At 48.0% G+C, this 13,812-nt stretch carries 13 protein-coding genes; 3 read left to right on the plus strand and 10 right to left on the minus strand.

The window, feature by feature from the left end; genetic code table 11:
* Positions 1–11: 11 nt before the first annotated feature.
* The 3 genes from BLV50_RS24810 to BLV50_RS24820 all read right to left on the minus strand — a co-directional run bounded on the left by BLV50_RS24810 (position 12) and on the right by BLV50_RS24820 (position 2,886).
* Positions 12–1,385, minus strand: coding sequence for a DEAD/DEAH box helicase (locus BLV50_RS24810; protein ID WP_064635737.1), 1,374 nt, complete (start codon positions 1,383–1,385; stop codon positions 12–14).
* 212 nt (positions 1,386–1,597) lie between these two features.
* Positions 1,598–2,371, minus strand: a complete 774-nt coding sequence (locus tag BLV50_RS24815; RefSeq protein ID WP_063566081.1) for an SDR family NAD(P)-dependent oxidoreductase — start codon at positions 2,369–2,371, stop codon at positions 1,598–1,600.
* Positions 2,372–2,427: 56 nt separating this feature from the next.
* Positions 2,428–2,886, minus strand: coding sequence for a chemotaxis protein CheX (locus BLV50_RS24820; RefSeq protein WP_063566082.1), 459 nt, complete (start codon positions 2,884–2,886; stop codon positions 2,428–2,430).
* A gap of 447 nt (positions 2,887–3,333) precedes the next feature.
* On the opposite strand from BLV50_RS24820, the gene BLV50_RS24825 reads away from it, so the two are divergent.
* Complete coding sequence (locus tag BLV50_RS24825) at positions 3,334–4,236, plus strand: LysR family transcriptional regulator (protein ID WP_063566083.1); 903 nt, start codon at positions 3,334–3,336, stop codon at positions 4,234–4,236.
* 32 nt (positions 4,237–4,268) lie between these two features.
* A complete protein-coding gene (locus tag BLV50_RS24830) occupies positions 4,269–5,078 on the plus strand; it encodes a histidinol-phosphatase (RefSeq protein ID WP_064635735.1) in 810 nt (269 codons plus the stop codon).
* Between the two features lie 470 nt (positions 5,079–5,548).
* Here the strand turns inward: BLV50_RS24830 and BLV50_RS24835 are convergent, their stop codons facing one another.
* The 6 genes from BLV50_RS24835 to BLV50_RS24860 form a co-directional block, all read right to left on the minus strand.
* Positions 5,549–6,181 (minus strand): GNAT family N-acetyltransferase, encoded by a 633-nt coding sequence (locus tag BLV50_RS24835; RefSeq protein WP_090810516.1) that lies wholly within the window; start codon positions 6,179–6,181, stop codon positions 5,549–5,551.
* Positions 6,182–6,361: 180 nt separating this feature from the next.
* The gene (locus BLV50_RS24840; RefSeq protein ID WP_090810519.1) at positions 6,362–7,096 is read right to left on the minus strand and encodes a metallophosphoesterase family protein; all 735 of its coding nucleotides are present in this window, start codon (positions 7,094–7,096) and stop codon (positions 6,362–6,364) included.
* A 39-nt stretch (positions 7,097–7,135) separates the two neighbouring features.
* On the minus strand, positions 7,136–8,077 hold the full coding sequence (locus tag BLV50_RS24845; protein WP_090810521.1) for a metallophosphoesterase: 942 nt from the start codon (positions 8,075–8,077) through the stop codon (positions 7,136–7,138).
* 177 nt (positions 8,078–8,254) lie between these two features.
* Positions 8,255–9,019 (minus strand): succinate dehydrogenase iron-sulfur subunit, encoded by a 765-nt coding sequence (sdhB, locus tag BLV50_RS24850; RefSeq protein WP_063566087.1) that lies wholly within the window; start codon positions 9,017–9,019, stop codon positions 8,255–8,257.
* Between the two features lie 366 nt (positions 9,020–9,385).
* Complete coding sequence (gene sdhA, locus BLV50_RS24855) at positions 9,386–11,128, minus strand: succinate dehydrogenase flavoprotein subunit (protein ID WP_063566088.1); 1,743 nt, start codon at positions 11,126–11,128, stop codon at positions 9,386–9,388.
* A gap of 43 nt (positions 11,129–11,171) precedes the next feature.
* Positions 11,172–11,840, minus strand: a complete 669-nt coding sequence (locus BLV50_RS24860; protein WP_076290972.1) for a succinate dehydrogenase cytochrome b558 subunit — start codon at positions 11,838–11,840, stop codon at positions 11,172–11,174.
* A gap of 304 nt (positions 11,841–12,144) precedes the next feature.
* Here BLV50_RS24860 and BLV50_RS24865 point away from each other — a divergent pair, with 304 nt between their 5' ends.
* Positions 12,145–13,068 carry a LysR family transcriptional regulator gene (locus tag BLV50_RS24865; RefSeq protein ID WP_063566089.1) on the plus strand — a complete coding sequence of 308 codons (924 nt, stop codon included), beginning with the start codon at positions 12,145–12,147 and terminating at the stop codon, positions 13,066–13,068.
* Between the two features lie 55 nt (positions 13,069–13,123).
* Here the strand turns inward: BLV50_RS24865 and BLV50_RS24870 are convergent, their stop codons facing one another.
* Complete coding sequence (locus BLV50_RS24870) at positions 13,124–13,795, minus strand: potassium channel family protein (RefSeq protein ID WP_063566090.1); 672 nt, start codon at positions 13,793–13,795, stop codon at positions 13,124–13,126.
* Between the last annotated feature and the right edge of the window lie 17 nt (positions 13,796–13,812).

A 13,812-nucleotide genomic window follows, 5' to 3' on the forward strand; every position in this document is an offset into this window, starting at 1 on the left:
TTCGTCAGGTTTTATTCTTCAGAGCGTGGCTCTTTACCTTTGCTCCATTTAGGAGCGCCCTTGTTCTTACGATCCTGGTCCCGTTCTGTTCTGCCTGTATTGCCAGCTGGCTTGCCGCCCGCCGGACGTTGATTCGAAGCAGCAGTTCTGGCGCCGCCATTGCGGCTGGCCTGACCAGGTTTACGATCCCGGGACTGCCCTGGTTTTCTGGAGAAAGAATGTCCTTCAGGCCGCGTATCCGGACGCGGATCAGCCTCCAGCACTTTACCCCCGAACAATACACGTTCCGGCAATTCGATTCCAAGTTCCCGCGCAAACTTGCGCATAATGAAAATTTGCGTTTCGTCCACGATCGACAACACGATACCACTGCGACCCATACGACCTGTTCTTCCTGCACGGTGAACATAGTGTTCCGAATCAAATGCAGGATCATAGTTAATGACCATCGGCAAACCTTCAATATCCAGTCCTCTGGCTGCAACCTCGCTCGCGATCAGCAGTTGCAGTTTCCCGTTACGGAAAGCGGATAGCACGTTGCTGCGGGTCACTTTGTCAGCATCTCCATACAGCGCAGCTGCCGAGAAGCCCAGATGATTCATTTTCGCTTCAACCTCGCCAATATCCTCGGTAGCATTCACAAAGACGATGGCACGATCCGGGTTATACTGTCTAACCAGACGGCGCAGCATATCAATTTTGTTGCGGTTTTCTTCTACAAAATAAAAATGCTCCAGTCCCGCCGCAGTTGCCCGGTCCGGTTCAATTCCGATCTGTACCGGCTCTTTCATCTCCCGCTTCGCAAGTCCAGCAGTGTGCTCATCAATCGTTGCTGACAGGAAAATAAGCTGACGGTCGCGCAGGGCACTGCGCAATACGAAGTCCACGTCACTTACCCCGCCGAGCTGGAATACCTGGTCTGCCTCGTCAATAACAATCGTGGAGACATTGTGCATTTTCAGCTTTTTCAGCGTGATCAATTCCTTCAGACGTCCTGGCGTTCCTACAACCAGTTCCGGGTGCTCACGCAGCTTCTCGATCTGACGTTTTACTGCAGCGCCGCCAATTAGCCCCAGAACGCCAATTTTGCGTTCTTCCCCATAGCGCTGTGCTTCGCGGACAATCTGCATCGCCAGCTCTTGTGTAGGAGCTATGATGAGCTTCTGTGTCCCTTTTACATCACTTTTGATGGATTGCAGCAGTGGCAGCAAATAGGCGAGCGTCTTGCCTGTTCCCGTCTGCGATTTTGAAACCACATCGCGACCTTCCAAAATAACCGGGATTGTCTGTGCCTGTACCGGTGAAGGTTCGTTGATGCCATGTTTGGCGAGTACAGCCTCAAGATCCTGTTCTACGCCAATTGAAGCAAATGTTTGATTCGTCATGTATGTCCATCCTTTAAATTTATTCGTTTTGATGCTCTAGCCCTGCTTGTACTAATAAAACCGAAGCCTGTCATCACATTACCTTTCATTATATGCGAAAAAAGCCTGCGGACCAAATCTTATTCACGAAACATGTCTTTGCACACAAAAAAAAGAAAAGCCCCTCGGCGGAGCCCTTCTTTTATCCGATATATGATGCCCATTGTTGCATCTTACTTCTGATTCATTACACCGTGCGACAGCCTGTCAGCGAGACGCGGAAATAGCTGATACAGCCACACTCCAGCCGAAGCCAGTCTGGGCAGATTCACTTCTTCCTTGCGCTTCTTCATCGCCCGGATCATATGCCCCGCAACCTCTTCCGGCTTCAGCATCATCCAGCGTACATTATTAACATAGTTACCGGAGGGGTCTGCCCGTTGGAAGAACGGTGTATCGATGGGTCCGGGATTAATGGTCGTTACCGTGACTCCGGTCTTGCGAAGTTCCTGGCGCAGGGCATTGCTGAAGCCAAGTACGGCATGTTTGGTTGCCGTATATGAAGCGGATTTTGCAGTTCCGATCTTGCCAGCCATGGAAGCTACATTCACGATTTGCCCTCTGCCTCGTTGTAACATCTGCGGCAGCACTGCCTTGGTGCAGCGAACAATGCCCATGTAATTAACGTCCATCATCTCATCGAATTCCTGCACAGACATATCCGTCATCGCTGCAAATTTTCCGTAACCAGCGTTATTCAGCAAAATATCGATTCGTCCGTATTTCTGCAACATCGCATCCACGGCTGTCTGAACTTGCTCAGTATTCGTTACATCTAACGTGAGTAGTTCATGTTGCCCTTTCAGCGAAGCACCAATCTCTTCCAGCTTGTCCCGCGAGCGGGCAGCCAGAATCGGGATGGCTCCTTCTTCTATCAGCATCTGTGCACAGAGCGCACCAATTCCGCTCGACGCACCTGTGATAAAAACAACCTGATCTTTCAACATACCCGATGTCCTCCCGTATTGAACACATATTGCCCCAAGAGGCGTATGGTTCTATTCTACGAGATCATCACTTGAATATCCATCTCACCGATTCCGTCCATCAGCAAAGGAATGCTCAATGCCTTCGTTGCACTAAAAGAACTCACGTATTCAGAATTCATCACTTGTGGAGGTGTAATATCAACAACGACACCCTGATTGGACAGGATGGTACTTGCATTGCCGCTAATCATATTGCCAAGTTCAGAAATAGCACTTTTACTCATTTCGTCCATTTCTGTAATGACAAAGCCGCCCATCATGGCAGAAACGATTTTCAATGCTACCGACTCTTGTATTCCAAACACGATGTTTCCGCTCAGTTGTCCAGTCATTCCGATCACGATCCAGACATGGTCTGCAATGTACTCCACATTTTTCACGCCAAGACTCCCGGTGGAAGGCGAAACCTGGATGAGCTGTTCGAATACGTTCCGTGCGGATTCCAGGAAAGGATTAATCACTTCCGCTTTCACTGTCTAATGTCCCCCTTACACTGGGTTATTGGTCACACACCAAAAGTCCCATATTCAATAAATTTATTATACTTTATCACGTACAAGAATTCACCAAGAATTCGGTAAGGCATGTGTACTATAATTTATCGTCATCGGCGGGGCAAATGTTTATAGCTGATTCTAGCGAAAAAACGAGGCTTTTCGCATCTGTTGCAAGAACAATTGCCATAGAGAGGCATGGCAAAAGGCATTTAGGACTTTTTTACTGTTTCTTAAAATGTTAAAAATTTAATTTCTTGAAATAAAATTAATTTCTCGTTCTAATGGACCTCCCCAAATCCATGATGTTCCCTTCATTGCCCTGCTGTCCTGAATCACCTATAATTTAAGGAACGGAACAATGACCAGTTACGGGATTCCACCTATGGATAGACAGAAGACATTTTACGTGCAAGGAGGCCATACATGAATATCAGTCAACTGGAGACGCTGATTACCATCTCGAAAACGATGAGTTTCCGCAAAGCCGGAGAACTTCTAAATCTGACCCAACCCGCCGTCTCGGCTCAGATCAAGAGCTTGGAGGATGAATTCAGAACCGTTCTTGTCGATCGGAACCAACCGGTCACCCTCACCGATCGCGGACAGGTATTTCTTCAACATGCCGAACGTATGCTGGACATCGTGGGTGAGCTGAAACAGAAGCTGATGGATCTCGATGAGACCCCTCAGGGACATATCAGACTCGGTACAACCACATCCATTGCTATTCAGATTTTGCCACGGGTCTTATCCTACTTTCAGGATCAATTTCCACTCATCAAGACCAGTATCCAATCCCTGCCTTCCTCCCAGATCTATACTCAGGTCGAGAATGGTATGGTCGATATCGGTATCGGTTATCTTACAGAGCGTAATCCTAACCTGAATACGTCTGTGCTGTATTATGATACTTTCGAGCTTGTGGTATCTCCTTTCCATCCACTGGCGAAGCAAAAGCATGCCGCGGTGGATGTCCTGCGCAGCACACCTCTGATCTTGCTATCTCCGGATACAGTGGGACGCCGCTTTACGGAAGGCATTTTCAAAAAACATAATATTGAGCCCAATATCGTTATGGAGTTGTCGAGCAGCGAGGAAGTAAAACGGATGGTTGAGATTAATCTCGGGGCAGCCGTTATATCCAAACAATCCGTTGCCCACGAGTTGCGGCAAGGCACACTGCGCATGATTCCACTGAGTGAACTGGAAGTCAGTCACCCTGTCGGAGTCATTTACAAATCAAGTCGTTATGTGAATTCGGCCATGCAGCAATTCCTGAGCGATCTCAAAGGCATGCCGGAGACCCAGTTCATCAGTTCAGAATGATAAATGAGCCATGAGAAAGGAAGGATTTCCATATGAAATTTGATCTTCACACCCATCATTTTCGTTGTGGTCATGCAGACGGCAATATTCGCGACTATATTGAGGCAGGTATTCAATCTGGACTTCAGGTCATCGGTATCTCAGATCATACACCTTACTTCGGTAGTGACGAAGAACAGGCTTTTCCCCGGATCGCGATGGGCAAGTCGGAATTGCATCATTACGTGGAAGAAGTACTGGCTCTGAAGGAAGAATACGCGGGCAAAATTGATGTGCTGCTTGGCATTGAATCTGACTATTTCCCCGTCCATGCCGATTTGTATCGCAATACACTGGGGCAATATCCTTTTGATTATATTATTGGTTCAGTTCATCATACGGAAGATGTCAGCATATTCAACAAAACCCGCTGGAACGGATTAAGCAATGCACGTAAGGTTGAAGTGAAAGAGAGTTACTATGCTTTAATTCGGCAATCAGCCCGAAGCGGAATGTTCCAGATTCTCGGACATATTGATGCCATGAAAGGAAATTATCCACCTTTCTCGGATATTATCGCGGATCAAGCCATCGATGAAACGTTGCAGGTCATTGCAGAATCGAACGTGGCTATTGAAATTAATACATCGGGTAAAACCAAGCTCAGTGGGGGCTGGTACCCTTCCGATGCCATTCTGGAGCGTGCGCATCATTACGGAGTGAAAGTGACCTTCGGATCGGATGCCCACAAACCGCAGCGTGTTGCTGATGAACTGGATGACGTTCGTACACGTCTGCAAGAGATTGGATTCACCGAATGGGTATACTTCAAGCAGAAACAAATGCAAGTTGTACCGTTTTAAACATAGAGCACCACAATAGCCCTCACGGCGTAAAAAAACGCTGTGAGGGTTTTTCTTTGTATCCTAATATAAAAAAAGATGTTATATACGTTCAACTAAATATTTACACGATAACAGAAAGTAGTTCTGTCATCGGAGTGTTGGCGTAGAAATTCCATAGTTAAACTTATACAGACAAAAAAAATGAACCCGCTAAGCGCGGGTCCCAACAGCATTATCTATTATCAAAAAGGGGGTCATGAGATAAGTTTACCCGCTGTCTGTTAGAGTTCAATTGCAGCTATATTTCATTTGTGTAACAAATAATTGAAGTTCGTTTCAAACCTCAGCTGTTTCATTTAATTCAGCATTTTGCATAATTCGACCCAACTCGCTTCCGAGTAAAAAAATAGACGAATAGAAACATTTCGATCTATATTTTTCTGATTGAAATACGCTCTTTGGATTTATGCAATATACTCTATTCTATGTTACTCGTGCTTGTCGGATACCAACGTTTGCAGGCGATTTTCCCAATGAGAACGGACATGCTGTTCACGATAGAGACTATACACCTTAACATCCAGCAGGGTTTCCGGCGTCTCACCATCCTCATGATTCAAAACAAACGAGGGCAGGGTCCGTTCATAAATCATACCGCTTTTACAGAGAACCCGTTCGGATGATACATTTGCCTCGTAACAGCGGGCTTCTACTTTACACAAATTAAGCTCGGCAAAACCGAATTCCAGCAAACGCTGCACTGCCTCAGTCGCGACTCCCTTACCCCAGCAGGACCTGTTCAGAATATATCCGATCTGTGCGGTACCATTCTGGTCGTTCCAATGCTGGAATGAAGTGATGCCGATGATCTGTTCGCTGCCTTTCCAGCAGATGCCGTAATGCAATGAATCCAGCTTGGCACTGCTGCTGCGGATCTGATTCAATAATCGCCGAGCCCGGATTGGCGTGGGCTGACTCCCCCTGTTTACATAACGGATCACCTGCGGGTCGGAAAACAGCTCCGACAACGTGCTGTAATCACTCTGACGTAATGATCGAAGAACAAGGCGCTCTGTCCATAAAGCAGGCAATCCTTGGCCCAGCATTTTTCGGGTCAGCATGACAATCGCTCCTTTTGCCTAACGGGTTCTAGTCCGGTAAGACAAGCATGCTCTGAGGATGATCCGGCGCAAATAAAATACATAGATAAACAATGAAACATCACTATACTCCACAATACTCCGCTCAGTAGGCCGAACATTAGTATGCCAATTCATTACAGCGGTTTATTCCTGACATAACTAATTCGTTTGCAGCCCGCGATAAACGCCTGTACGAAGCTCTCGGATATAAAAATCAAGCGAAGGTACCTGGGCCTGCTGAGCAATATTTACTTCCTGCTCAATATCATAAGGCACCCTTACAAATTGAAGGTTGAACGGGGTGTTCCGATCGTTGCTGTTCTCTCCTTCAAGAATACAGTAAGAAGCCTGGGTAAAATCAAGCGGGTTACCCACGCTGCCTGCATTGAACAACATTTTCCCATTCATAAATTGCAAGTATGCATTATGCACATCCCCATATCCCACGACATCCGCCATACCAAGCTCAGGTTCATCTGCCGGAGGATCGAACATGGCCAACCTCTTCTCAATCTCATCCCACGGCTGTACACGGTGATATACACTTTGGGGAGATGCGTGCACCAGACGGATCGTACGACCACTCAGCTCTAATTGGTGGCTAAACGGCAAGCTCTCCAGATATGCCAATCGCTCCTTACCCAGCCGCTTCGCTTGCCAAGTAAAATTCTCATTGTCCTGATTAACCGCAACCAACTCATCCCAGTTGCCACGGATAACTTGCTCACATGTCTCTCTCACCAGATCAACAACCTGTACTGGATCAGGCCCCTTGCCAACGAGGTCGCCAAGACAAAAGATTCGCTTCAATCCGCGACTCCGAATATCTTTTAATACCGCTTCCCAAGCAGTCATGTTGCCATGAATATCGGATACAATCGCAATTCGTTCCATCTGGCTAACCTCCCTTTATGCTCTATATTCTTTATGTTGTTAACCCTTTAGTTCAAAAACCGTCAATTCCGGCCTGCACAAAAAGCGAATCGGCAGTTGGGTCATGCCAAAGCCTCGGTTCACATAGACTGGCATATGCTTATCCCCAGCGTAATATAACCCTTGAATATACTTGAGTGAACCTCTTGGTGTAGTCAGTGCCCCAATCCAAGGAAAACGCACCTGCCCGCCATGACTGTGTCCCGAGAGCTGTAGTCCGAAACCGTAAGGTGCTGCAATGTCTGCATAATCGGGCTCGTGCATAAGCAGCATTTTCCAGACCTCTCTACTCAATCCCTTGATTGCTACAACGGGATCAGGTCTGCCCGTAAGCGCGTCATCCAGACCTGCTATCGCGATACGTGAATCCCCTCGTTCAATCAGAACATGGCTGTTTCGAAGCAACGTGAACCCGGCCTCTTTAAACATCAGCTCCACTTCATGCTGCTGCTGGCCTCGATAATCATGGTTCCCCAATACGGCATATTTGCCATACTTCGCTTGCATTGATGCCAGTGCAGGAATACATTCACGCATCGGTTCTGCTTCCCGTTCAACCATATCACCGGTAAAACAAATCAGATCAGGCTGCTGTTCCCTTATCGTTTCAGCCAGCTTCTCCATTTGTTTCAGCCCCGTATGGAATCCAAGATGAGCATCACTGAACTGAATCACACGCAGTCCCTCGAATGCTTTTGGAAACTTGGGCAGTTTCAATTCAACGTGCTTGATCTCCAGATGACGAGGCTCCCATAACCAGGCATATCCTCCTGTGAGTATACTGGCACTCGCCGTCATTAAGATCATGCGCAGCAAAAAATTGCGCCGGGAGGGATCATGATCCTTTTCCTCTCCGGGAAAAATGGAGTCCTGCGAATCAGATTCATTCTGTGAGCGCCGGGGCGGCGAGATCTTGCTGCCCTCACGCGGTGTTTCTCCCATGCGTCCCCCTCCTTCTTCCGCTCCAAATCCATCCCCTTAGTATACCATATTCTGCATGACTAGCCCGGTTCCTTTGCGAGTACAGAAAAAGAAGCCGGGATCTTAGGCTATATGTGCCAAGGATCACGACTTCTTCTAATGGTGCAGATCCGAAGTTCTGCATTTGATATGACTAGATTACACACCCAACCAGCGTTTGAACATATGTTTGGTTGTTTGTTTGTTCATTTCGGCAATGGAGGTAGTCAACGGAATACCTTTTGGACAAGAGCGTACGCAGTTCTGCGAGTTACCACAGCCCTCAATACCTCCGTCTTCCATAAGTGCTTCCAAGCGGTCTTCAGCGTTCATCTCCCCTGTTGGGTGAGCATTGAACAGACGTACTTGAGAAAGAGCTGCCGGACCGATAAAGTCTGTTTTTTCATTCACGTTCGGGCATGCTTCGAGGCATACACCACATGTCATGCATTTGGACAGCTCGTAAGCCCACTGACGTTTCTTCTCAGGCATCCGCGGACCTGGACCGAGGTCATAGGTACCATCAATCGGAATCCACGCTTTAACCCGTTTCAGGGCGTTAAACATCCGGGTACGGTCGATGACGAGGTCACGAACCACCGGGAAGGTTTTCATCGGTTCGATGCGAACTGGCTGTTCGAGCTTGTCGATCAGGGCTGCACACGCTTGACGCGGCTTGCCGTTGATGACCATGGAGCATGCTCCACAGACTTCTTCGAGACAGTTCGATTCCCAGCAGACCGGGGCAATGGACTTGCCTTCTGTATTAACCGGGTTCCGCTGGATCTCCATCAGGGCGCTAATAACGTTCATGCCGGGACGGTACGGAAGCTCAAACTCTTCGTTGTACGAAGATGACTCCGGGTTGTCCTGACGGGTGATGATAAACTTGACGGTTTTTTTTGCTGTAGCTGTGTCCGTCATATCGTTGTCCCCTCCTTTGGTGACGATGATTGGTGTTGCTTATGCGCAAAGTTACTCTTTTGGTGCACGGGTGGCGCTCCGGCAGCGGAATGCCCTTCTGATCGCTGTTATCCCCGGATTTTTTTTATCAACCCTTCCCAGGGTTAAAATCCGGTGATAAAGGCGAGCGCTTCGCTTCTTCTGGGCATTTCCGCTTCCTCCGCTACGTCGTGCACGCAGGGTCACTTTGCTGGAAACTGCACTCCATTCATTCTGGTGGCAGTAACATTGAGAAGCTCCGTGTACGCTTTGCCTCTATGTGTCTACTGCTTTTCCGTTAAGATGCTAAGTCTTTAACTTTATGAATAGACCGAAATTTCGCTTTACTTAATCCTTCGAGTAGTCCCGGATCCGTGGTGGGATCAGGGAAACGTCTACAGGCTCGTACGAAATTTTTGGACCTTCCTTCGACCAGCTTGCGATCGTTGTTTTCAGGAATTCCTCGTCATTACGTTCGGTGAAGTCTGGTTTGTAATGCGCTCCACGGCTTTCGTTACGCAGCAGTGCGCCCAAAGTCATCGCTTCTGCCAGTTCAATCATGTTCCACAGCTGACGGGTAAATGCTGCACCCGGGTTGTTCCAACCGGAAGTGTCGTACATGTTGATTTTGCCGTAACGCTCTTTCAATTCCTTAATTTTGCCGATGGTCGCTTCCAGCTTATCGTTGTAACGTACCACCGTCATATTCGCCGTCATCCACTCGCCAAGCTCTTTGTGAATGACATAGGCATTTTCATTGCCCTGCATGTTCAGGATGCCTTCGTATTTATCGGTTTGGCGCTTAGTATAACCTTCGAATACGGAAGAACTGATATCTGCGGACGATTTTTTGAGTCCTTTGATATATTCAACTGCTTTCGGTCCAGCCACCATACCACCGTAGATTGCCGATACCAGGGAATTTGCACCCAGACGGTTCGCACCATGATATTGGTATTCACATTCACCAGCTGCGAACAGTCCTGGAATGTTGGTCATTTGGTTATAATCTACCCACATGCCGCCCATGGAATAATGGACTGCCGGGAAAATTTTCATTGGGATTTTACGTGGGTCATCACCCATGAATTTCTCGTAGATCTCAATGATTCCGCCGAGCTTCACATCCAGCTCCTTCGGATCTTTGTGTGACAAGTCGAGATATACCATGTTCTCGCCGTTCACGCCTAGGCCCATATCCACGCAGACGCTGAAAATTTCACGCGTCGCGATATCACGCGGAACAAGGTTACCGTATGACGGATATTTTTCTTCGAGGAAGTACCAAGGCTTACCGTCCTTGTACGTCCAGATCCGTCCACCTTCACCACGAGCCGATTCGGACATCAGACGCAGCTTGTCATCGCCTGGAATGGCTGTCGGGTGAATCTGAATGAACTCACCGTTCGCGTAATTTACACCTTGCTGATACACCGCACTTGCGGCAGTACCTGTATTGATAACCGAGTTGGTTGTTTTACCGAAAATAATGCCAGGGCCGCCGCTCGCCAGAATAACTGCTTCAGCCGGGAACGTCTGTACCTTCATCGTTTTCAGATCCTGTGCTACAATGCCGCGGCAGATGCCTTCGTCATCAATAACCGCCTGCAGGAACTCCCAGTTCTCATACTTGGTCACGAGACCGGCCGCTTCCCAGCGACGCACCTGCTCATCCAATGCGTAGAGCAATTGTTGTCCTGTCGTTGCACCGGCAAACGCTGTACGGTGATGCTTCGTTCCGCCGAAACGACGGAAATCAAGTAAACCTTCCGGTGTCCGGTTAAACATTACGCCCATCCGGTCCATCAGGTGAATGATGCCTGGTGCCGCTTCACACATCGCTTTGACTGGAGGCTGATTCGCCAAAAAGTCACCGCCGTATACTGTATCGTCAAAGTGTACCCATGGGGAGTCGCCCTCACCCTTGGTATTTACCGCACCGTTGATACCGCCTTGGGCACATACGGAGTGGGATCTTTTAACGGGAACCAGTGAAAATAAATGAACATGGACTCCGGCTTCAGCCGATTTGATCGCCGCCATCAATCCCGCGAGACCTCCGCCCACAATAATTACATTAGATGATGCCATTGCTGTTCACTCCCTTATAAGTCAGCATTTAAAGTCCAAATGCTTAAATCAGAACTGTCTTAACTGCGTCAATCATCGAAGTGGCTACCTGGAAATCCATGCTCCGGAAAGCAAGCAGCGATGCAATAAACATGAGAGCTACAATAGCAAACAAGCTCATGCAGATGTAGGAAGATACACGCTGCGCACGCGGACCGACGGTAATTCCCCAGCTAACCAGGAACGACCACAAACCGTTGGCAAAGTGATAGGATGCCGCAACCACACTGATCAGATATAAAATAAACGTTACCGGATTCATCACGATGCCATGTATGACACCGCCAAGCTCTTCGTGTGTGACATTCCCCAGCGCAACCTGGAAACGAGTCTCCCAAATGTGCCAGATGACGAACACAAACGTAATGACACCGCTGACGCGCTGCAACGTATAGCGCCAGTTGCGCTCATTGCCAAAACGTCCCACGTTAGGCTTGGCCTGATAGGCAATGTACAAACCATATACACCGTGATAGAACAGCGGCAACCAGATGAGAAGCGTTTCAAGTACAATCACGAGCGGCAGGCCATTCAGAAATGCTACTGCATCGTTAAAGCCTTCTTTGCCGCCTTCAACTGCCGAGAAGTTCGTCACCATATGCTCAATGAAAAACAGACTGAGCGGAATGACGCCAAGCAAGGAGTGCAGCTTTCTGGAGTAAAACCCTTTCATAAAATGTCGATCCCCTTTCGCTAAATACAACGTTTTCATAAATAAAATTCGCTTATCATGACACAAACCTTTCCCAAGGAAAGGTTCGACAAATTGTTCCGTTTTCTTCAGGTGTGAACAACTTGTGTCACGATTCATGTTACTCCTTTTTTTCTTATAAGGGAATTGCAATATAATTATTAAATGTTATAACCTATAGGTATAAGTTATAAACATCGGTCGTGCAGGCCATACAACATGGAGAAATATTTGACAAGGAGATGCCTCACGCAAAGTACGTTCATTAGAAAAGAGGTTAGTGCTCATGTTCGAGGAATTAAACGCTTTTGCGGCGGTTGTAGAGCAGTCCAGTCTGAACCGTGCATCGAAATTGCTGAATCTGTCACAACCCGCGCTGTCTCGCAAAATCTCCAAATTGGAGGATGAGCTCGGCGTAGCGCTCTTTCATCGCCGTGGTAAACGACTTGAATTAACCAGCGTAGGCCAGTTCGCCTATACTTTCGCGGTAGAGCAGAAACAGCAGCAACAAAAATTTCTGACCATGCTGGCCCAGTACAAGGACGAAGAACAAAGCTCCATTACACTTGGAGCCAGTCTGACAACGCTTCAAACCACTTTGCCACCGCTGGTAAATGCCTTTATGGAGAAACATCCGAATGCGGAAATCAAGCTGGTGACGGGGAAAACACATGAAATTGTCTCTTTTGTGCGGGATAAAAAAGCTGATGTAGGTATCGTTGCCTCTTCTATAAGTGAAGCCGGGCTAAACTGTGTGCCACTCTTTGATGATCATCTGGAGCTGGTTGTGCCCTTAACGCATCCCCTATCAGGTAAAGAAGCCGGAATGGAACATTTGCAAGATCTGCCGATGATTACGTTCTCCAAAGGAACCTGGTATCGAAAATTAACCGACGACCTGTTTCAGCGCTGCGCCGTGATGCCGGATATTCGCATGGAGATTGATTCCTTTGAAGCGATTGTCCGTCTTCTGCCTACCTGCAAAGCAGCAGCCCTGTTGCCCAAGTCGTATCTCCGCCCTCAATTGCTTGCGGACAATGATCTTGTCTCGGTATATCTGCCGCAACTGCAACAGACCCGGCGCACAACCTGCATGATCTATGGGGAAAAGGAAGACCTCAGCCAAACCTCCAGACAGTGGGTCAGGGAAACGGCTGCTCTCTTTACAGCAAAGGCGCCGCTGCCCTCACGGAGGACTACGACGCCTTAGCATTCATATTAATCAGCCGAGCTCAACGCTCTGCTTTCATTTAATAGACTCAGCTCTAGCTCTCTTGGCTGATCACTTCTTCCTCAAAACGGTCAATGTCATCATTCATGCCGATAATCACCATGATATCACCCATCTGAAGCGAGTCCAGTGCAGTCGGGGCAATGATAACCCCGGCTTCCTTTTGCAGAGCTACAATGCTGCAACCAAAGCGTACTCGAGCATTCAGAGTGGACAGCGTTTTATTATGCAGACAGGCTGGAACCTTCATCTCCACAATACTGTAATCATCGGACAATTCGATATAATCCAGCAGATTCGGGGTGACGAGCTGATGGGCAACCCGAATTCCCATATCACGCTCAGGATAAACGACACGATCGATCCCCAGCTTGTCCAGTGCCCGTCCATGAAGGACTGAAATGGCTTTGGCCACAACTGTTTTTACACCGAGTTCCTTCAGTAAAATAGCAGTGAGAATACTGGTCTGGATATCAGCCCCAATGGCAACAACACAGCAGTCAAAATTACGGATGCCCAGGGAGCGCAGCACTTCCTCATCAGTTGAATCCGCGACGACGGCATGGGTGACCAATTCACTCATGTCTTCGACGACTTCTTCATTTTTATCGATACCCAGCACTTCATAACCAAGCTCCATTAATTCCTGTGCCAGACTGGAGCCAAAGCGCCCTAGCCCAATTACCGCAAACTGCTGTGTTTTCATTGTTCTTCACGAACCCC

Source organism: Paenibacillus sp. 276b, from assembly GCF_900107875.1.
GTDB lineage: Bacteria > Bacillota > Bacilli > Paenibacillales > Paenibacillaceae > Paenibacillus > Paenibacillus marchantiae.

Coding starts and splice junctions, on each gene's coding strand:
- BLV50_RS24845 (WP_090810521.1), bottom strand. CDS start 8,077: ATGGGAGAAACACCGCGTGAGGGCAGCAAGATCTCGCCGCCCCGGCGC.
- sdhB (WP_063566087.1), bottom strand. CDS start 9,019: ATGACGGACACAGCTACAGCAAAAAAAACCGTCAAGTTTATCATCACC.
- BLV50_RS24860 (WP_076290972.1), bottom strand. CDS start 11,840: ATGAAAGGGTTTTACTCCAGAAAGCTGCACTCCTTGCTTGGCGTCATT.
- BLV50_RS24815 (WP_063566081.1), bottom strand. CDS start 2,371: ATGTTGAAAGATCAGGTTGTTTTTATCACAGGTGCGTCGAGCGGAATT.
- BLV50_RS24825 (WP_063566083.1), top strand. CDS start 3,334: ATGAATATCAGTCAACTGGAGACGCTGATTACCATCTCGAAAACGATG.
- BLV50_RS24835 (WP_090810516.1), bottom strand. CDS start 6,181: ATGCTGACCCGAAAAATGCTGGGCCAAGGATTGCCTGCTTTATGGACA.
- BLV50_RS24865 (WP_063566089.1), top strand. CDS start 12,145: ATGTTCGAGGAATTAAACGCTTTTGCGGCGGTTGTAGAGCAGTCCAGT.
- BLV50_RS24830 (WP_064635735.1), top strand. CDS start 4,269: ATGAAATTTGATCTTCACACCCATCATTTTCGTTGTGGTCATGCAGAC.
- BLV50_RS24870 (WP_063566090.1), bottom strand. CDS start 13,795: ATGAAAACACAGCAGTTTGCGGTAATTGGGCTAGGGCGCTTTGGCTCC.
- sdhA (WP_063566088.1), bottom strand. CDS start 11,128: ATGGCATCATCTAATGTAATTATTGTGGGCGGAGGTCTCGCGGGATTG.
- BLV50_RS24810 (WP_064635737.1), bottom strand. CDS start 1,385: ATGACGAATCAAACATTTGCTTCAATTGGCGTAGAACAGGATCTTGAG.
- BLV50_RS24840 (WP_090810519.1), bottom strand. CDS start 7,096: ATGGAACGAATTGCGATTGTATCCGATATTCATGGCAACATGACTGCT.